The 18,837-nt window shown below is 48.1% G+C and carries 18 protein-coding genes; 9 read left to right on the plus strand and 9 right to left on the minus strand.

Annotated features, from left to right (window positions below):
* The 4 genes from LAT75_RS11020 to LAT75_RS11035 all read right to left on the minus strand — a co-directional run.
* Positions 1–314: patatin-like phospholipase family protein (locus LAT75_RS11020; protein WP_291482718.1), on the minus strand; the 314-nt coding region annotated here is incomplete at its 3' end.
* 139 nt (positions 315–453) lie between these two features.
* Complete coding sequence (locus LAT75_RS11025) at positions 454–1,743, minus strand: APC family permease (RefSeq protein ID WP_291482719.1); 1,290 nt, start codon at positions 1,741–1,743, stop codon at positions 454–456.
* A 12-nt stretch (positions 1,744–1,755) separates the two neighbouring features.
* On the minus strand, positions 1,756–2,244 hold the full coding sequence (locus tag LAT75_RS11030; protein ID WP_291482720.1) for a DoxX family protein: 489 nt from the start codon (positions 2,242–2,244) through the stop codon (positions 1,756–1,758).
* A gap of 200 nt (positions 2,245–2,444) precedes the next feature.
* A complete protein-coding gene (locus LAT75_RS11035) occupies positions 2,445–3,848 on the minus strand; it encodes an alanine/glycine:cation symporter family protein (protein ID WP_291482721.1) in 1,404 nt (467 codons plus the stop codon).
* Between the two features lie 295 nt (positions 3,849–4,143).
* On the opposite strand from LAT75_RS11035, the gene LAT75_RS11040 reads away from it, so the two are divergent.
* Complete coding sequence (locus tag LAT75_RS11040) at positions 4,144–4,839, plus strand: DUF6544 family protein (protein WP_291482722.1); 696 nt, start codon at positions 4,144–4,146, stop codon at positions 4,837–4,839.
* A gap of 1 nt (position 4,840) precedes the next feature.
* Here the strand turns inward: LAT75_RS11040 and LAT75_RS11045 are convergent, their stop codons facing one another.
* The gene (locus tag LAT75_RS11045) at positions 4,841–5,173 is read right to left on the minus strand and encodes a ribonuclease E inhibitor RraB (protein WP_291482723.1); all 333 of its coding nucleotides are present in this window, start codon (positions 5,171–5,173) and stop codon (positions 4,841–4,843) included.
* A gap of 199 nt (positions 5,174–5,372) precedes the next feature.
* Between LAT75_RS11045 and LAT75_RS11050 the strand changes: the two genes are divergently transcribed.
* The gene (locus LAT75_RS11050; protein WP_291482724.1) at positions 5,373–7,832 is read left to right on the plus strand and encodes a S49 family peptidase; all 2,460 of its coding nucleotides are present in this window, start codon (positions 5,373–5,375) and stop codon (positions 7,830–7,832) included.
* Between the two features lie 65 nt (positions 7,833–7,897).
* Here LAT75_RS11050 and LAT75_RS11055 read toward each other — a convergent pair whose 3' ends face one another.
* Entirely contained in the window at positions 7,898–9,022 is a 1,125-nt protein-coding gene (locus tag LAT75_RS11055; protein ID WP_291482725.1) for an FAD-dependent oxidoreductase, read from the minus strand.
* 114 nt (positions 9,023–9,136) lie between these two features.
* Between LAT75_RS11055 and LAT75_RS11060 the strand changes: the two genes are divergently transcribed.
* The 4 genes from LAT75_RS11060 (at position 9,137) to LAT75_RS11075 (ending at position 12,423) form a co-directional block, all read left to right on the plus strand.
* Positions 9,137–9,532, plus strand: a complete 396-nt coding sequence (locus LAT75_RS11060; RefSeq protein ID WP_291482726.1) for an HIT family protein — start codon at positions 9,137–9,139, stop codon at positions 9,530–9,532.
* Positions 9,529–9,966 (plus strand): type II 3-dehydroquinate dehydratase, encoded by a 438-nt coding sequence (locus LAT75_RS11065; protein ID WP_291482727.1) that lies wholly within the window; start codon positions 9,529–9,531, stop codon positions 9,964–9,966. Before LAT75_RS11060 ends, LAT75_RS11065 begins: the two co-directional genes overlap by 4 nt.
* Positions 9,967–9,984: 18 nt before the next feature.
* On the plus strand, positions 9,985–11,466 hold the full coding sequence (locus tag LAT75_RS11070; RefSeq protein WP_291482728.1) for a polysaccharide biosynthesis C-terminal domain-containing protein: 1,482 nt from the start codon (positions 9,985–9,987) through the stop codon (positions 11,464–11,466).
* 144 nt (positions 11,467–11,610) lie between these two features.
* Complete coding sequence (locus LAT75_RS11075; RefSeq protein WP_291482729.1) at positions 11,611–12,423, plus strand: NYN domain-containing protein; 813 nt, start codon at positions 11,611–11,613, stop codon at positions 12,421–12,423.
* A gap of 18 nt (positions 12,424–12,441) precedes the next feature.
* On the opposite strand, the gene LAT75_RS11080 is transcribed toward LAT75_RS11075, so the two are convergent.
* Positions 12,442–12,918 (minus strand): MarR family transcriptional regulator, encoded by a 477-nt coding sequence (locus LAT75_RS11080; protein WP_291482730.1) that lies wholly within the window; start codon positions 12,916–12,918, stop codon positions 12,442–12,444.
* A 646-nt stretch (positions 12,919–13,564) separates the two neighbouring features.
* Between LAT75_RS11080 and LAT75_RS11085 the strand changes: the two genes are divergently transcribed.
* Positions 13,565–15,286 carry a sugar phosphorylase gene (locus LAT75_RS11085; RefSeq protein WP_291482731.1) on the plus strand — a complete coding sequence of 574 codons (1,722 nt, stop codon included), beginning with the start codon at positions 13,565–13,567 and terminating at the stop codon, positions 15,284–15,286.
* A 75-nt stretch (positions 15,287–15,361) separates the two neighbouring features.
* On the opposite strand, the gene LAT75_RS11090 is transcribed toward LAT75_RS11085, so the two are convergent.
* A complete protein-coding gene (locus tag LAT75_RS11090) occupies positions 15,362–15,712 on the minus strand; it encodes a hypothetical protein (protein ID WP_291482732.1) in 351 nt (116 codons plus the stop codon).
* Positions 15,713–15,764: 52 nt separating this feature from the next.
* A complete protein-coding gene (gene purM, locus LAT75_RS11095; RefSeq protein ID WP_291482733.1) occupies positions 15,765–16,775 on the minus strand; it encodes a phosphoribosylformylglycinamidine cyclo-ligase in 1,011 nt (336 codons plus the stop codon).
* 471 nt (positions 16,776–17,246) lie between these two features.
* Between purM and dtd the strand changes: the two genes are divergently transcribed.
* The gene (gene dtd / locus LAT75_RS11100) at positions 17,247–17,708 is read left to right on the plus strand and encodes a D-aminoacyl-tRNA deacylase (protein ID WP_291482734.1); all 462 of its coding nucleotides are present in this window, start codon (positions 17,247–17,249) and stop codon (positions 17,706–17,708) included.
* Positions 17,709–18,118: 410 nt separating this feature from the next.
* Complete coding sequence (locus LAT75_RS15650; RefSeq protein ID WP_363320555.1) at positions 18,119–18,667, plus strand: hypothetical protein; 549 nt, start codon at positions 18,119–18,121, stop codon at positions 18,665–18,667.
* Positions 18,668–18,837 lie beyond the last annotated feature (170 nt).

Here is an 18,837-nt window from a genome sequence, read left to right on the forward strand (position 1 = left end):
AATTCCTCAAACCCATCCCCAAACTCATTATGCAGTTTTGCTTTTAACCGGGTGTTGAGCTCCGCTCCTTCTTCCAAAACGCCCTCTTCCGGGAAGCACATTGCCCGAAGCATAAGGGTGAGTGACAGCGCCCCTGCACTCGCACCGCTAAAGGCGTCAATTACAATACGATCGTAAGAATCTTCCTCATTTATCCAATTAACCAAGTTATTAATAAACAATAACTTGAGCGATTGCGTGAGTGCGCCTCCGCTGAAAGTTCCGAGAGACACTCCGCCTCCCATCGCCATTGCAAGTCTTAGTTCGCGTGCCATATATGTTTGGTTTTATTTGTTTTGGATACTGTAACGCATCCAAAGTAACAAAAGCACAAATAAAAGCCGCGTTGTGCTGCCCGACTATCCGAAAAAACGCATATTAATGCAGTGTCATTGAAATGTCAGGCCGGCCTTTTCAGGCAATTTCCTTTTTGTGGCCCGTTCTCAGAACAGCTTCATGCCAGAGCAGTCCGGCGGCAATAAATCCGGTACCAAGTAAGATGATTTCAGGCTGAATCCAGAACGCAAGGCCTACACAGCTCACAAAGCCAAGGGCTGGAATAATGCGCGGGTATAGCCGGAGCTCTGCCGGCAGCAGAAACGCGCTCAGGTTGGTGATGCTGTAATAAATGAGCACGGTAAACGCGCTGAACGACCACGTAAAGCGGATATCGCCGCTGAGCACCAGCAGGGCGATAATCAGGCCGGTTAGCCAGACCGCTGTGACGGGACTTTTAGACGCCGGGTTAATCACGGCTACTTTTTGCGGCAGGTCTCCCCTTCTCGCCATGCTGAGCATCACCCGCGAGAGTCCGAGGATCAGGTTCAGGAGTACGCCGGCCATGGCCGTGATCGCCGCGAGGGAAACAATGAGGCCAACCAGAGGCAGCTCCATAAGCTGTGCAACAACCATGAGCGGGGCGGCTTCGCCGTTGAGGGTCGCGCCAAAGGCTTCGGCACCCATGGCCTGAAGCGCGGTGAGGGCGACAATGCCGTAAAGCACCACAATCACGATCATCGCAGTAATGATGGCTTTCGGGATGGTTTTCCGGGGTTCGGCAACTTCCTCGCCGAGAGTTGCGATGCGGCCGTAGCCGGTGTAGGCCACGAACATCAGGGCGGAGGCAAACAGCAGGGAATCGACCTCCAGCCCGGTAAAAGCCAGCGCTACAGGCTCCGTCGGGATGCCGTTCACCCAAAGTCCGGCTCCCGCAAGCACGGCAAGCCCGAAAAGCGTAAAACCGACAATCACTTTATTGGCCGTATTGCTTCGGCTGATGCCGCCGGAAACGAGCACCGTAAGCAACAGCAAAATGCCCAGCGAAATGCCGGTAAACAAAAACGGACCGGCCTCAATGCCGAAGGTATAGAGCAGGTAGCCGGAACTGCCCAGCGCTGCCGTAGCCGCTGAGGCCGATTTGGCTGTGAGAAACATCCATCCCGCCGTAAATCCGATACGCGAGCCCAGCACCCTGTTGCCGTACTCGTAGGTGCCCCCGCTCACCGGATAGGCCGCCGCCAGCTGCGCACTGCTGAGTCCGTTGAGGGCCGCCACAACGGCTGCGATAAACACAGCGATAATAACGGCATTTCCCGCAACCTGTGTTGCCAGCGCAATACTCACAAAAAGGCCAGTGCCTACTATGGAACCGAGCCCCATCAGCACTGCGCCGGGGGTTCTCACGGACCTGCTTAGTTCAGACATGCTGTAATTTTTTTAGGGGGATGACGGCTTTCCGGGTTTTTCGTAACTCCCGAACCGGATCAAATCGGCCGACCAGTACCCGCCTCCTTTGATGAACAGAAAAATGCTGCCGGCAAGCATGGCCAGATCGTTACGGGATTCGTGCAGCATGCTGAGCAGACCGTAATGTTCCAGCTCACGTAAACTGAAGCCCCAGAAACCGGTACCCAGCAAAATCGGGAGTTTGGTGGTGAACAAAGCCGTAAGCATGATGAAAATGAGGGGCACAGCAGCGAATCTCGTCAGAAATCCGGCAAGAATGAGTAAGCCGCAAAAGACTTCGAGTCCGCCCACGAAATAGCCGTTAAACTCCGGGAAGGGAATCCCGATACGCTCGAAGCGTCCTGCGCCCCTAAGCTCAGCCCAGATAAATTTCTGAATACCCTCACTCAGGAAAACAATCGCGACCACAAGCCGGATCAGGATGGTCGTTTTTTCCCGGTCTGTTTTGAATAAATCCATGCTTTGAGATTAAGGGTCAGATATTAAGGCAGTATTACCAAGCTTGCTGAATGCAAGCCGGGTGAGTCGGGAACTGTAATGGCCGCTTTCGGAAAAGCTGTTACCGCTGCTACTGAAACTCATTTCTTCCCGACTAATTTACTTGTTAGGGCAGGATAATGCTTTTCAGAAAATCATCATTAATAAACTCTCCGCCTTTTTTAATCCTCATTTCCGAATTCTCCGCGGTCGTATCTCGCGAAGTAATCCTTCGCAGCGGCCACAACTTTCGGGGCCAGCAAAATGGTAGAAAGCATGGTCGGGATGGCCATCATCGCAAAAGCACTGTCGAGAATGTTAATCACAGCGCCAATGGAAAGCACCGAACCAGCTACGATGCTGAACGCATAGAAATAGTTGAAATAGGTTTTTTTATCGGCACCGGCCAGAAATCCGAGGCATTTGGAGCCGTAGTAGGAATAGGTGAACATGGTGGTGAGGGCAAAAACCGTAACGCAGATAATCAGCACCGGTACGCCCAGCACCGGAATGCCGGTAGAAAACGCCATAGCGGTGAGGGTAACGCCGTCGAGCTCGGTATTCACCCAAACGCCGGTCACCAGGATGGCGAGTGCGGTCATGGTGCATACAAGCAGGGTATCGATAGCGGGCTCGAGCATGGCTACAAGACCTTCGCGTACCGGCTCATTGGTTTTGGCCGCGCCGTGCGCCATTGATTCGGTACCGATACCGGCTTCATTCGAAAATGCAGCGCGGCGTACGCCGATGATAATTACCGCGCCAACAGCCCCGCCCAGCAGGGATTCCGAGTTCACATAGTCGCCGCGGAAGGCATCGCTCACAATCAGGCCGAGGTAGTAGGGCACCACTTCGATATTGGTGATGAGGATGTAGGTAACCCCCACCACATACAGCACAACCATGAAAGGAACCAGCGTTGCCGCAACATTGCCGATGCGCTTAATGCCGCCAAAAATAACCAGACCCACAATGGCCATGAGGATGAGGCCGGTGATGAGATCCGAAGTAAAATGCGCCTCCGGACTAATCACGGCCATCGGAACCAGCACGCTGTCCCGGATGATCTGCGTGAGCTGATTGGCTTGAAACATAGGCAGACAGCCAAGGAGTCCGCAAAAACTGAAGAAATAGGCCAGCGGCATCCATTTTTTGCCAAGGCCCTCGCGTATCACGTACATGGGTCCGCCCTGCAGTTTGCCTTCACTGTCGCGGCCGCGGTACATGATGGAAAGCGTACAGGTGAAAAACTTGGTTGCCATACCCACAACTGCGCTCACCCACATCCAGAAAATCGCGCCGGGTCCGCCCATGGTGATGGCAACCGCAACCCCGCCGATGTTCCCCATCCCGACGGTTGCTGCAAGCGCCGCGCTCAGCGCCTGAAAATGATTGATATCTCCTTCCGCCTTGGGATCATCGTACTTACCGGTGAGTACCCCGACCGCGTGACCAAAATAGAGGTATGGCTTAAAGCGGGACATAATCACGAAGAAAATGCCGCCGCCAACGAGCAGCGCTACAAGGGGCGGCCCCCAGGCATAGGATGCAAAAATGCCGGTGAGTTCTTCAAGGCGTTCAAACATAGGAATAGTATCAGAGCAGTAGTTAGCAGGATGGGCTTTAGCCCGCATTTAAAGTTGTTGATTATACTAAAAAGAGCCTTCCCATAAAAACGCTGTATTTAGCGGAAAAGCAGTGCAAGATGAAAACCATCATCTGTTACATTAAAAAACACCGGCTCAATCCTAAAAATGAAGGCTGCCATAAAGCAATCAGGTGCAATTAGTGCTACATTTTGGGAAGTCTGAGATTTCATCCCAAAAAAATTCAGCGGTTAGTTTAACTGACTGAAACACTTTCAAAATCCCGGATATATTTATGGAATCTGAACCACGCCAACGTTTTTCCGCCGAAATGCTTCACGGCCTGCCTGCTCCCGTACAGCGGTACCTGAAGCTCGCCATCCCAGAAGGAAGTCCGTTTGTGCGGCGCACTGAAATGACGCACGGCGGCTTTTTTAAGCCAAAACCGGACTCCGGCTGGGTTCCGATAAAGGGCAGGCAGTATTTCATCAGCGATCATCAGTCCCCTGAGTTTGAGTGGACGGGCCGTACCAGCCTTTTTAAAGCTGTTGATTTTTATAAAGATAACAGAGGCGGTCTGAAGGTGTACCTGCTCGGCTTTATCCGGATTGTAAACGGGAAGGGAGAAGCTTTTGATCAGGGGGAGCTGCTGCGCTGGCTGGGGGAAGCGGTGATGTTTCCGACGGCCCTGCTTCCTTCAGAAAAGCTGCGCTGGGAAGAAAAGGACGATCTCAGTGCCCGGATTCTGTTCACACACAAGGGACATGATTTGTATTATGACGTAAGCTTTTTGCCGAATGGTGAAATCAAAGAAGTCGAAACCCTGCGCCATCAGGGTGATGCGGGCTTGAAGCCGTGGGTCGGTGAATTTCACAAATGGGAGCACTTCAGCGGATTCCGGATTCCGGTGCGCATCAGGGCGGCCTGGGTCGAAAACGGCGAACGGTTTCACTACGCTGATTTTACACTCGAAAGCGTGAAGCACCTCTGAATTACTCCGGCATCAGCGACTCCCAGCCGTCGAACTCAACTTCGTATTCAAAAGCAAGCACCTCATACAGATCCAGCCGCTCAACCAGAACTTCGTTATCAAAAATGAGCATTTCCTCAGAAAGCACCAGCCATCGGTCAGAATCCTCCACGGGCTTACAGCTCACAATCTTATGACCAAGTTTCTGCAGGGCATTGCTGAGGCGGTAGGCTTTGGCTTCTTCATCACAATAAAAGAAAAACCGCACCGGCCACGGGGTTTGGGTGAGGCGCTTCACTTCACCCCGGAAAAAAGCTTTCACAAGGCCCACAGATTTTTTCTGACTTGAGTTCATGGCTTTTAGCTTTTCAAAATACTTTAGATAATTGTTTGTTTTAAGACAGTTGAAGAGGCACGGGTAAACTTAGTACCCGCAAAACGCCTTTTCAAACAAATTATCTGTTATTTTGCAGGTTTCTGCTTAACTGAAACTATATTGCATTTACGTTTCAGGCAAAGTTCCTCATTAATCATCAGTTTATCCAAAAAAATCTATGAAAAAAAATGTACTGCTTCTGCTCCTGATCGGGCTGCTCAGCGCCGGCTCCGCTCAGGCGCAGTTCAGCCAATACGGCTTTCATCAGCGGAATGACTTCCTGCTGACAAGTCCAGGCGCCATGAAGTTTGGCCTGTACGGCTTCGACAACCCCGCCCTGCTCGCCTATGTAAACGGATTTGACGCCCTGTTTCAGTTCACCGATCATAATGGTTTCGGAGATGACAACCGCTCCGGATTTTTTGTCGCAACGCCCGGTCTCGGCTTTTCTGTGGTAGGCGATATGCTGGGCCCCGAGACTTTCCGGAATTACAGCTTCGGGCTCGGCTTTGGCGACGACCGCGGGGCTTTCGGGCTTTCCTACAACTGGCACGGCGGCAGCAGCACCTTTTTCGAACTGAAACGCTTCGTAACCCTCGGCACAGTCAGCCGGTTTAACCGCTATGTTTCCTTGGGCTCCATGGCCTCTTTTTCGGTAGATGACGACGATTACGAATTCGTTTTCGATCTGGGTCTGCGTCCCTTTGGTTCGCCGCGGCTTGCGCTGTTTGCCGATTACGCCATCCCGAACGTTGCGATCGACAAAGGCAACTGGAGCGCCGGCGCAGCGGTTGAAGCCCTGCCGGGAGTGCGCCTCACCGGGCGTTACCTGCACGATATCGGATTCACAGCCGGGGTTCAGCTCAGCTTTGGCCGCACAGGGGTAAGCTCACAAACGCACCTCAATACCGACGGCAACCATCAGTTCAACAGCTACGGCATCCGTTTTGGCGCCATGGACCGAAATATTTTCGACGGCACAACCCGCAGCAACAGCGCCTACCTGCAGCTGAGCCTTGCCGGCCCTATGGTGTATCAGAACAACCGCTTCTTTGACAACCGCAACACCCTCGCCGGTACCCTCGAAACCATCCAAAATGCGAAAAATGATCCGCGGGTTGCGGGCATCTCCATCAATACCATCGGGATGGCCATTTCACCGGCCATGATTTGGGAGATCCGCACCGCGCTGGAGGATTTCAGGTCAGCCGGTAAAAAAGTCGTGGTTTATCTTGAGCGGGGCGGCATGAGCCATCTGCACCTGGCTTCCGTTGCGGATTATGTGGTGATGGATCCCATGGGCGGCCTCATGATTACCGGCTATGCAAGCAGCAGCACCTACCTCAAAGACCTGCTCGACCATTACGGCATTGGTGTGGATGAATTCCGGGAGATGACGCACAAATCCGCTTTTGAAACCTTCGCCCGCAGTGAAGGCTCCGAAGAAGACCGCGAGCAGCGGATGGATATCATCAACGGATTTTATGAGGTCACCCGGGCTGACGTAACCCGCGGCCGCAGCATCAGCAACAACGATTTTGATGCACTGATTGACGGCGCCCTCGGCCTGCTGCCGCGCGACCTGCTCGAAGCCGGTATCGTGGATACCCTGGCCCGGAATACCGAACTGAACGACATCATCCGCAAACTCGAAGACGGGCGCATGCAGCGCATCGGGTCTTCTCAGCTGCTCGCCAACACCCTGCCGCGTGACGACTTCTGGGGGCCGCGCCCGCAGATTGCCGTCATTTACGCCATAGGCGGTACACAAACCGAAGGCGGCATTCAGGCCCGGCGGCTGGCACGCGACATCCGGGCGGCTCGCGAAAACAGCAACATCCGCGCGATCGTGCTCCGGGCAGATTCCCCCGGTGGTGACGCCCTCGCCTCCGACCTCGTAGCGCAGGAGCTGCTCAAAACTCAGGAGAAAAAGCCGGTCGTTGTTTCGATGGGTAATGTTGCTGCATCCGGCGGATACTGGATTTCGATGTACTCCGATGCCATTGTTGTGGCACCCAATACCATCACCGGTTCCATCGGGGTCATCTCCGGCTGGATTTATGATGCGGGCCTAACCGAGCGCCTGCGCCTGAACTACCGCACGGTTTCGCGCGGGGAATCGGCCGACCTGATGGCAGGCCCGGAACTGCCGCTCATCGGTCTCGGATTGCCGGGCCGCAACATCACCGAACAGGAGCGCGAACGCCTGATCAGAAGCATGCTGAGCCTGTATGATGACTTCATCGAAAAAGTGGCAGACGGTCGTGACATGACCTTCGACGAGGTGAAAGCCGTAGCCGAGGGCCGGGTATGGACCGGCGAACAGGCCGTCGCCAACGGTCTTGCAGACGAAATCGGAGGCCTGCAGTTTGCTATTGATCTTGCCAGAGAAAAGGCAGGACTCTCCCCTAATGACCCCTTCGAACTGTTTGAGCGGCCGGTTCCGCAGGCCTTCGATTTGTTCTCAGCGCTGCCCATCCCCTCTCCGATTCGCGCCGCGTTTATCCGTGAGGAAACAGTGCTCAGCGATCCGCTGATCGAGTACCTCAAAATGCGTATCGAACAAAACGGTCAGCCTTCAGTAAGCCTGCCGATGGAGTACTATCAGCTCATCTATGAGCTCACGCAGGCGAAGTAGCACGTTAGTTGTTGGGTAAAAATCCCGGGGCCGGATTTCAGATCAGCTGGAATCCGGCTTCTTTTTTATCGGGCGCTGGCATCAAGGAACAGCTTCAGCCAGGAGCGGCGCTCTGCCGGCGGGCGCGTATATTTTTCGAGCCAGTTCATGTCGAGCATGTATTTCAGGATGATGGCCCACCGCCCGGAGGCCGCCATTTTACCGGCAATGAAAAATCCGCCGGAATGCCCGTCTGAAAGAATGAGCGGCGTAAGCGGGTATGATTTGTAGGAAGGAAGCTTTTTACCATGAAGAAGCCCCTCCATCACCCCGCGAAAAGTAACGCCCTGTTTCACCGCATGAACCCCGATCGGGGGATAGCCGTCAGCACCGGGACAGGCCGCATCACCCGCGGCGAAAATTTTCGGATGACCCACACACTGCAGGGAATCCGTAACCCGGATGCGGCCGGCGGCATCAGCGGGAAGTATGTGCCGGATACTTTTCGTGGCGGGGATGTTGCCAGCAGCGTGAATTACGGCGTCAAATTGTGTCATCATATCCGGAAGCTCTTCCTCCGAAAAAGGTTCACTAAGCCTGATTTCGACGCCTCTGCGGGTTAAGGTTTCCGTCACCATACGCGAAAGTTTTTTGGGAAAGGATGACAGAATTTGGTCACCTGCTTCCAACAGCGTGAGCTGTATCTGAAACGGTGAATCGGGAGCGGTGAGGTTGAGGGCAATTTCGCAGCCCGCTGCACCGCCTCCCAAAACGGCAATTTTGCGGGCTTTCCCGTTTTCAAGCAGCGGTTTCAGCTTAATAAGCTCTGTCATGGGTTTTACCGGAAACAGGCGCGGGTGCACAAAAGAAAGCGGACGGCTCACAACCCCGGTATTGATAAAGAGGAAATCCCAGGCAAATTCCTGACCATCTGAAAGGACGACCGTCTGTTTCGTTTCGTCAATTTCAGTGACCGTGCCTTCTGTAAATGTAGTGCCATAATTTTGACACAGCACTTTGAGATCAATCCGGGCATCATCCATCCCGTAAAATCCGCCTAAAAACTGCGGTACAGCGCCCGAGTAGTACAGGTACCGGTGCGTACTCAGCAGCACGACCTCAAGCCCCGCTTCCTTCCAAAGGCTGCCCATCTTAAGCGCCGGAAGCGAAGCATGGCCGCCGCCGCATATCAAAAGTGTTTTGGATTTCATCGGGCGCTTACAAAAAGGAATTCGTGAATAGTAATGAAGCAGGTTTTTGTGCTTTGCTGCTTTACCTTACCTTTCAACTTAACCAACAAAGATCAGAATTCAATCAAAAGCATTATGGCGAGTATTTTCACACGCATCATCAACGGAGAATTACCCTGCTACAAAATTGCAGAGGATGCACATCACTTTGCTTTTCTGGACATCAACCCCATGTCGAAAGGTCACACGCTGGTTGTTCCGAAAGAAGAAATTGATTACCTCTTTGATCTTGAAGACGAGCGCCTGAAAAGCCTGATGTGCTTTGCCAAAGAGATCGCGCACGGCATCGACCGCTCGCTCGGCACAGTACGCACGGGCGTAATTGTGGAAGGCCTTGAAGTGCCGCACGCACATGTGCACCTGATTCCCATTTATGCCGGTAAAAAATCCTTCAATTTCAGCAACCGGCCAAAATTCAGCAAAGAAGAAATGGAAGCCATTGCTGCATCAATCCGGGGCGGACTTTTATGAACATCACGGTGATAAACGGTCCGAATCTGAACATGCTTGGCAGCCGGGAAGCCGCGCATTACGGCACCGGTACACTCGCGGATCTCGAACAGCAGCTGCAGCGCCGGAATCCGGAAATCAGCTTCACCTTTTATCAGAGCAATCACGAGGGCGAGCTGATCAGCTATATTCACCGGATCGTAAAAAGTGAGCTGCGCTGTGATGTGCTGCTGGCCAACTTTGGCGGCTTCACACATACCTCCGTTGCCATACGCGATGCCCTTTCCATGCTGAAGGTGCCTTATATCGAAGTGCATCTCTCCAATATCCATGCGCGGGAAGCATTCCGGCACACGAGCCTTACGGGTGGTTCAGCCAAAGGCATCATTGCCGGATTCGGATTCATGAGTTACGAGCTTGCCGTTGATGCAGCCCTGAAGCTTGCCGAAAACTAACTTAGCCGGAGCCTCATTTTGGCGGTAAACCGCATCAAAGAGCTGTTTTCTGACAGCGTTGTGTACGGATTAAGCAGCGTAGTTGCGCGGTTTATCAACTACCTGCTCGTTCCGTTTTATACGCTGTATTTTAATCCGGCCGAATATGGCGTGGTCGGGCTGGTGTATGCCGCCATCATGTTTCTGTATGTGCTGTACACTTTCGGCATGGAATCGGCCTACATCCGCTACGCCAAAGGCAGCGAGCGAAATGACAAAACCGTTTTTGTAACCCTTCAGCTGAGTCTGCTTACGGTTGCGACCCTGCTGGGGGTGTTGCTTTACTATTTAGGGAAACCCGTGCTGATGCCGCTCATGAGCCTTGATTTCGAAGGCGGCGCCCGGCTCTTCACGATGATGCTCATCATCCTGTGGCTGGATTCACTCACGATTGTGCCCTACGCCCATCTGCGCATTGTGCGGCAGTCGTGGGTGTATGCGGTAATCAAGCTGCTGAATGTAATCATTAATGTAGGGCTTAACCTTTACCTCGTAATTGTTCAGGGCTGGGGGATTGAAGCCATTTTCTTCAGCAACATTCTTGCTTCAGTGGCAGCCGTACTGCTGCTGATGATCGCCTGCCGCAGCATGTACTCCGGCACACCTGAGCTGGCCGTGCTGAAAACGGCCCTTATTTTCGGCCTGCCTTACGTGCCCAACGGAATCGGCTTTGCCATCAATGAAGTAATCGACCGCTTTTTCCTTGTCCGCATGGATGAGTCGGTGATTGAGGCCATCTACGGACACCCCTACACCGCTGATGAAATAACGGGGATTTATAATGCCTGCTATAAAATTGCGGTATTTATGCTGCTCGGCGTGCAGATGTTCCGGCTGGCCTGGCAGCCATTTTTCATGCGCTATGCCGAAGCGAAAGATTCGTCGGAGCTGTTCGGGGCGGTCTTCTTTTATTTTAACCTGGCATGCGCAGCCATTTATCTGACCGTCGGCATATTTGCACAGGAAATTGTTGCCCTCGAAGTGCCGCTGCTCGGCGGCACCCTCATCGACAGCAGATACTGGTCAGGCCTTGAAATTGTGCCCTGGCTGCTGCTTGCGTACTGGTTTCAGGGCTGGTTCATCAACTTCTCTGCGGGCATCTTCATCAAAGATCAGACCATTAAATTTCCGATGATTACGATCTATGGCGCGGTAATTACCCTTACCGGAAATATTCTGCTGGTGCCGGTTTTTGGTATGCTGGGTTCTGCGCTTGCAACCCTGCTTTGTTATGCCTTCATGAGCATACTTGCCTACTGGTATGCTCAAAAATACTACCCTGTGAAATATCCGCTTAAGAGTGTTATATTTCTAATGTTATCAACTGTTGCGCTTGTAGTTCTTGCAGGTAATCAGCCGGAGATAGGTATTAAAGAGTTGTTTTGGAAGATTTTGCTGTTTACCCTCGGATTGGCTGTACTGTTTGGTACCTCCCTGCGTTTCCGCTCAGGCAGAGCCTGAAAGCAGTATTTAAACATTATAATGCGCATCAGAAGTGACAGGCTGATTCTCAATTATTTTTCTCTATTCAAACTATTCAAGGCCTGTAAGTAACTGATATTATTAAAATTATTATTTCACCTGTTATTGGGATAAAACTTCATTATGAAAAGAAGCAATAAGGTTGGTATTTATATCGATGCAATTGATGTAACCATGAACGGCGGTTTTGGACTCCGCTACGACATCCTAAGAAAATTTGCAACCCGCGACGGATGCATGGCAACCCGCATGAATGTCTATCTCGGCCTTGACAGCAAAAGAGCTGCAGAAGACAGTAGTTATAAACAAAAAACGAACCGCTTCAGTGAAGTGCTCCGTGACTTTGAATATAAAGTCGTGCAGCGGGATCTTGAACAAAATGAAAACCTGAGTACCGACGGGATGGATAAATCCATTCTCGAAATGGAAATGGCCTGCGACATCCTTTCACAGGCCCCGCAAATGGACCGCATTATTCTGCTCACCAATCAGGAAAGCTATGTTTATGTTATAAATATTCTGCAGAATATGGGGAAGCGGGTTGAGCTGATTGGGTTTGATGATGTCCCTTCCCGTCTTAAAAAAATGGCCGATATGTTTGTATCAGGCTATACCATACCGGGTTTGCTTCCCATCAAAACACCCTATGAGTGGGGTACGGTTGGCTCTCGTGTGAGGGGCGTGTGCTACGACTTCAGCCACAGCGATGGATACGGTTTTTTGCGCTACCTCAATAAAATTGATGAATTTCTTTGGATTACCGACTCAAGATCAGCTGAATCCCCATATAAAACGGTTTTTGCGCACGTATCTCAGTTTGAATCCGACTTTGACAGCAGCTTTTTACCAAGCAGAGAGCTCATTTTCGAATTTGACCTCATCAAAAATGAAAAAGGCCTTGTGGCGCAGAACATTGTGCTGATTTCAGCACCTTAGTTAGTTAAAATACGGTTCTCAGATTCTTTTCGGCCGCTGAATACCTCTTATTTTATCAAGAAGGCGATTGAGTTCATAAATTTCATGCTCGTTAAGATTTTCAAGGATCGCATCTTCATCATCACTTCTTGCATCAATTTCAGAGAGGAGTTTCAATCCATCATCTTTGATTCTGATTTCGACCTTACGCTTGTCGTCAGGGCAAATACGCCGTTCAACCAAATTTTGATTAATAAGGCGGTTTACGATCCGGGTTACATCCGAATTTTTATCGAGCATACGCTCTTTAATATCCGTATTCGAACAAGAGTCAGGGTATGAACCTCTCAGGATTCTGAGAATGTTAAACTGTTGCATAGTGAGGCCATGTTCAGAGAATAACTGCTGAAGTCTTGATTGTACAAAACCATAAGTATATACCAGATTGACTATGCCTTTGTGATATTCATTTCTGAATGTATGCAGAAAGACCTCTTCTTCTATCTTTGTACTCATATTGATTGGATAAATAAAGCTGTTTGATTGGAAAACCCGCAAGGCATGTTTGTGACAGCATAGACTGCTCTAATCAATCACTTTTAATCAATTTAAATTCCGGATGGACATGCCGCCCGAATATTTTTTGCACCAAGATACTGATTATGAAACCGATTTCACGCCTATTTATTAGAAATTCTTAACTATATTAATCAGAGCCGATGCTCGCAATGTAATTAGTAAGTAACTGTTTATATTCAACTAAATATCTCAATACAGCCTAATATTAATTTATTTTAATATTAGGCTGTATCCCTTATATTACTTGTAGAATTACAACAATTATAGGTGCATAATAAGGTGCAAACTTAAAATGAAGGCTGCCGGAAGGCAGCCTTCGTTGTTTTCAGACAACAGACGGCTACTGTGTTGAAAATAATCCAATTCTTGACAATCCCGCTAAATTCCTTTTAATTAAAGCATTCTTTCACAAATACAATTCACTTGGGTGATTCCTTGTTGTTTTGTTATTTGGGAAAATTTCTCGTCCGGGTTTTCAAGTGAAACCAATGCAAACTGAGTAAAACCTGAAATTTTTTCGGCCCGGCTATGCTGAAGCATAAAATGCTAAATACGACCTATTAAAAGCCCACATTTAATAAATATGATTCTCACAGAAGATCAGCGGCAAATTCTTAATAAGCACCTTTCATTTATTTATCCGGATTCAGACACAAAGCAGCTCACAGAAAAGCTGCTTCGGCTTATGGAATCTTATGCAGGGCTTCAGTCATCCAATGGTTCTCTTCGGAAAAAATACTATTCCCATAAAGATCTTTTTGTGATTGCTTATGGAGATTCAATAAAAAATGACCATCAGTATCCGCTTGAAGTACTTCATGCTTTTATGAATGAGCATTTTTCAGACCTCATCAAGAACCTTCACATCCTTCCTTTTTTTCCATATTCCTCAGATGATGGTTTCTCTGTGATTGATTACAGAAAGATCCGCGACGATCTTGGTAACTGGAACCATGTAACTGCTCTTTCGAAAGATTACCGGATTATGGCTGATCTGGTAATTAATCATGTTTCAAGCCAAAGTGAATATTTTCGCGAATTTTTGTTGGGTGAAGGCCTTGGATCCGGATTTTTTCATGTTGTTAATCCCAGTGAAAATGTCAGGATGGTAACAAGGCCGCGAAGTACTCCGCTGTTTACACCTGTTGCCACTAAAATGGGCATCCATCATATATGGACTACCTTCAGTGCTGATCAGGTAGATGTAAATTTCGGAAACCCGGATGTACTTTTTGAATTTCTCGATATTCTGCTCTTTTATCTGGAAAAAGGAGTTCGTGTTATCCGGCTTGATGCTGTCGCGTTTTTATGGAAGAAAATAGGCACAAGCTGCATTCACTTGCCTGAAACCCATGAAGTCGTTAAACTGATACGAAGTATTGTAGATATTCTGGCTCCGGATACAATCCTGATTACTGAAACCAATGTGCCTCATAAAGAAAATGTAAGCTATTTTGGCGATGGTGATGAGGCCCACATGGTCTATAATTTTTCATTACCACCCCTTTTATATCATGCTATCATCACGCAAAATGCAGCTTATCTCTCTGAGTGGTCCAAAAATCTGAGCACGCCTCCGGAAGGATGTACTTATTTTAACTTTGCAGCTTCACACGATGGAATCGGGGTACGCCCTCTTGAAGGCCTTGTACCCGATGAAGAGTTTAATAAAATTATAAATGCGGCTATTAAGCGTGGTGGCTATGTTTCCTATAAAGAAAATGGTGACGGTACAAAATCACCCTATGAGCTTAATATCACCTATTTTGATGCTTTTAAGGATATAAAAACTAATGATATTTCTGTTCAGGTGAGAAAGTTTATGTGTTCTCAAATGCTGATGCTAAGTTTCAGAGGGGTGCCTGCGATTTATATTCACAGTTTATTCGGAACACAAAACGACTATGAAAATGTAGCTAAAACGGGTATGGCACGGTCGATTAACCGTCGGAAGTGGCAGCTGAATGATCTCAATGAACGCCTCCAGGACCCCGAAAATCATCATGTATCTGTGTTTAACTCATGGAAAAAGCTGCTCAGAATCAGGATTCAGGAAGCCGCTTTTGACCCTCAGGGAGGAAAAAAGGTACTTGATTCACCACCAGAGCTGTTTGTTATGTGGAGGAACGCACCCCAAAACAGTGAACAGATAATCGTGCTCGGAAATGTAACCGAAAAAGAAATAAGCTGGAATGTACCCGATGATTACGATATCACCAATGGCATTGACCTTATTTCAGGTGAAGCTGTAAGATCAACAAAAGTTCAGCTTGAGCCCTGGCAGGTTAGGTGGATAAAATTTTAACGCCACCAATTTATTAAGTATGATGCGGTTAAACTTCCTGCTTCTATTAATGTAACCGCATCATATCTGATATTTTTAATTTGATGCTTTCACTTTGTCCAGCAGTTCCTGGGGCACATCAAGTTTCATGCGAAGTACCTGTGCGGCATGTGTTTTTCCTTGTGCATCCAACTTAAGTGAAACCGTACCTCCTCCGCCAAGGCTTTCATACAGTATAAAATTGAGCGCTCCGATATTCGGCATTTCAAAGCGTTCAACTTTTCCTTTGCATACATGCTTCATATGCTCTTTAATTTTTTCAGGGGTGAGTTGCTCTTTCAAAAAAGGATAAACATCTTCGTGCCGGGCGATGATGCCAACATTACTTCCGTTTCCTTTATCTCCGCTTCTTCCGTGTGCAATTTCCAATAGATGTACTTCAGGCATAATTCAAATTTTTAGGTCAGTCGAATAAAAAAAGATTCTTGGTCAAAAGCCTTTATTCAGATGCTGTTACCATTCCGATTACAGCAGCATGCTCGCCGGCTTTCCGTAACTCTGAAAGTACGGAATCAGCTGCATTATGTGAAACAGCAGCAACAAGGCCGATTCCGAGATTAAAAGCTTCCCGCATTGCTGATTCATCTACATTACCGACTTTTTGGATCAGGTTAAAAATGGCCGGACGCTCCCAGCTGTTCCAGTTTATTTTTGCCTGCAGTCCTTTTGGAATAATTCGTTTTGTATTTCCAATGATACCGCCGCCTGTTATGTGAGAAAAACCATTTACACCTTCCATAACTTTAAGCATTCTGATTACAGGAAGATAGGATTTGTGAATCCGAAGCAGCTCATCGCCCAGGCAGTGCGAAAATCCTTCAGGTGTATCTTCAACTTTATAAGTGCTGAGCAATGCTTTTCTTGCAAGTGAGTAACCGTTGGTGTGAAGTCCGTTGCTATTAAGGCCTATGAGCACATCCCCTTTTTTAATTTTACTGCCGGTGATAATGGCTTCTTCATCTACAATACCGACAATTGTACCTGCAAGGTCAAACTCTTCATCTTTATAAATATCCGGCATTTCAGCTGTTTCACCACCGATAAGTGCACATCCGTTTTCACGACAGGCAGCTGCAAATCCGCTAATTACCTCAAAACCGGTTTCGGTATTTAGTTTACCTGTTGAAAAGTAATCTAAAAAAAACATGGGCTCAGCTCCGCAAACGGCAATATCATTCACACAATGATTAACCAAATCCTGGCCTACGGTATTGTAACGCTTCATTTTAAAAGCGATAATGAGTTTCGTACCTACCCCGTCAACACTGCTTACAAGTACCGGATTTTTGAAGCGGCTGAAATCAGGTTTGAACAAGCCTCCAAAACCGCCAATATTGCTGAGAACTTCTACTCCGTGAGTTTCCCGAACAACAGATTTGATGGATTCAACGAGTGCTTCTCCTGCCTGAACATCTACGCCGCTGTCTTTATAGCTGATGGTTTTTTTCATGTGAGATGATTTTTCTGTTTTGGTTTCTCAAAAGGTACAGCTGAATCTGCAAAAGCGTAAGCCCAAAATAAGGCTGATTTCAAAAAGCTTTCCACAGGGTATTTCTACTAATATACTTTTAAGAATAAATAATTTGTAGTTCTCGTAGGTTAGGTGGATATGTGGAAAAAGAAGATATCAAGGTAAAGCACAATTGGATTGTGGATATGTTAATAACATTGTGGATAAGTTGATTCTATTATTTTTAATTGTTTAGCTTCCTAATTCACACCTTTGGCCGGCTTTTGAACATACTGTGTTGACAAAAATGTGTATATCACTTCACAGTCTCATGCTTTTTGAAAAGCGGTGGATAACATCTTTTTCTTTGTTCGGAAAAAAGGATAACTATTTTTGGAAAAATGAAAATTTCACTTTTCCACTAAAAACAGCTTACTTACACACAAACTTACCCACATAAAAAAAGAGGTTATGCGACTTGTAGTACAGCGTGTTTCATCGGCTTCAGTAACTATCGATGGAAAAATAAGCGGCAAAATAGGCCCGGGTTTATTGGTTTTTGCGGCTGTTCATCATACCGATACAGAGGCTGAAATTGAATGGGCAGTATCAAAAATGGTGCGTCTGCGCATTTTTCAGGACGACCAGGGAAAGATGAATAAGTCAGTTAACGACACAAAAGGAAGCATTCTTATTGTCTCTCAATTCACCCTGTATGGCGATGTAAGAAAAGGCACAAGACCCAGTTTTATTGAGTCGGCACCGCCGGATAAGGCAGAAAGACTGTATGATTACTTTGTATCATATACCCGATCCGTATTTTTAGGTACCGTTGAAACCGGTGAATTTGCTGCAATGATGCAGGTTGAACTCGTGAATGACGGGCCGGTAACGATTATTATAGACCGTGCATCTAAAGTGAATGATTTATAAAAACCGGATGCATTTCTCTCTTAAATATAGTACTGAAGCCCTGTGAAATGAGTATTATCTTTATTTTTATCGATGGGATTGGTCTGGCTCCTGATCATAGCGATAACCCGTTTTCACGTTTTGCAAGCAAACTAAAAGGGTGGGAAGCCCTTACAGGCGGGAGACCTTTACTCGCAGGTGAGACATCCTTTTCAAGCCCTTTACACCTGATTAAGCCGGTTGATGCCAATCTGGAAACCGTGGGCCTGCCTCAGAGCGGAACGGGGCAGACAGCTTTGTTTACAGGTTTGAATGCTTCAAAAGTGATTGGCAGGCATTTTGGGCCATATCCCCATTCACAAATCCGACCTTTGCTGGAAACGGACAGTTTTTTCATAAAACTTGGTAAAGCGGAAAAATCAGCCGTTTTTATGAATGCTTACCCGCCCGTTTTTTTTGAACGGGTCGAGAAAACAAAACGGTGGAGTTCTTCAACCTTCATGGTTCGGGCTGCCGGTGAAAAACTGCGCACAACAGCTGACGTGCTCGCAAATCAGGCTGTTACGGCAGAGCTCTTTGGGGATTACTGGCGGGAAAAACTGGGAATCAGCCTTCCAAAGCGTACCGGTTCAGATATTGCTGATATACTTTTGCAGCAGGCTTCTGAGAGGGATATGGTATTTCTCGAATATTACCTGACCGATAAAGCCGGCCATGCCCGTGATGCTGATTTTGCTTTTGATGTACTCAGCCGCCTTGATCAGGTTTTTATTCCGCTTGTGGAAAAACTGGGGGAGCATACCCTGGTAATCAGCAGCGATCATGGCAACCTTGAAGATCTGAGCCGGAAAACACACACGCGAAATCCGGTACCCCTTATTGTGATGGGGCCACTGACCTCTTTTTTTTCCGAAGCGGTAAGCATTATGGATGTAACCCCCTGCATGGTAAAGGCCCTTACAGAAGCAAAAACACAATAATTCCAAAAAATAATTTTTCAATTATAATTTAATCTCATCTCGCTAAATGTACCTCACTCACCTGGAATGCTCGAAAACCGGCGAAGTTTACCCCGCTGATCAGATTCAAAATTTAAGCAAAGCCGGCGCACCACTACTGGCACGCTACGATATAGAAAAAGCAAGGCAGA

Source organism: Cyclonatronum sp., from assembly GCF_022565315.1.
In the GTDB taxonomy this organism is placed as follows: Bacteria; Bacteroidota; Rhodothermia; order Balneolales; family Cyclonatronaceae; genus Cyclonatronum.

Coding starts and splice junctions, on each gene's coding strand:
- LAT75_RS11025 (WP_291482719.1), bottom strand. CDS start 1,743: ATGTCTGAACTAAGCAGGTCCGTGAGAACCCCCGGCGCAGTGCTGATG.
- LAT75_RS11030 (WP_291482720.1), bottom strand. CDS start 2,244: ATGGATTTATTCAAAACAGACCGGGAAAAAACGACCATCCTGATCCGG.
- LAT75_RS11035 (WP_291482721.1), bottom strand. CDS start 3,848: ATGTTTGAACGCCTTGAAGAACTCACCGGCATTTTTGCATCCTATGCC.
- LAT75_RS11040 (WP_291482722.1), top strand. CDS start 4,144: ATGGAATCTGAACCACGCCAACGTTTTTCCGCCGAAATGCTTCACGGC.
- LAT75_RS11045 (WP_291482723.1), bottom strand. CDS start 5,173: ATGAACTCAAGTCAGAAAAAATCTGTGGGCCTTGTGAAAGCTTTTTTC.
- LAT75_RS11050 (WP_291482724.1), top strand. CDS start 5,373: ATGAAAAAAAATGTACTGCTTCTGCTCCTGATCGGGCTGCTCAGCGCC.
- LAT75_RS11055 (WP_291482725.1), bottom strand. CDS start 9,022: ATGAAATCCAAAACACTTTTGATATGCGGCGGCGGCCATGCTTCGCTT.
- LAT75_RS11060 (WP_291482726.1), top strand. CDS start 9,137: ATGGCGAGTATTTTCACACGCATCATCAACGGAGAATTACCCTGCTAC.
- LAT75_RS11065 (WP_291482727.1), top strand. CDS start 9,529: ATGAACATCACGGTGATAAACGGTCCGAATCTGAACATGCTTGGCAGC.
- LAT75_RS11075 (WP_291482729.1), top strand. CDS start 11,611: ATGAAAAGAAGCAATAAGGTTGGTATTTATATCGATGCAATTGATGTA.
- LAT75_RS11080 (WP_291482730.1), bottom strand. CDS start 12,918: ATGAGTACAAAGATAGAAGAAGAGGTCTTTCTGCATACATTCAGAAAT.
- LAT75_RS11085 (WP_291482731.1), top strand. CDS start 13,565: ATGATTCTCACAGAAGATCAGCGGCAAATTCTTAATAAGCACCTTTCA.
- LAT75_RS11090 (WP_291482732.1), bottom strand. CDS start 15,712: ATGCCTGAAGTACATCTATTGGAAATTGCACACGGAAGAAGCGGAGAT.
- purM (WP_291482733.1), bottom strand. CDS start 16,775: ATGAAAAAAACCATCAGCTATAAAGACAGCGGCGTAGATGTTCAGGCA.
- dtd (WP_291482734.1), top strand. CDS start 17,247: ATGCGACTTGTAGTACAGCGTGTTTCATCGGCTTCAGTAACTATCGAT.
- LAT75_RS15650 (WP_363320555.1), top strand. CDS start 18,119: ATGAATGCTTACCCGCCCGTTTTTTTTGAACGGGTCGAGAAAACAAAA.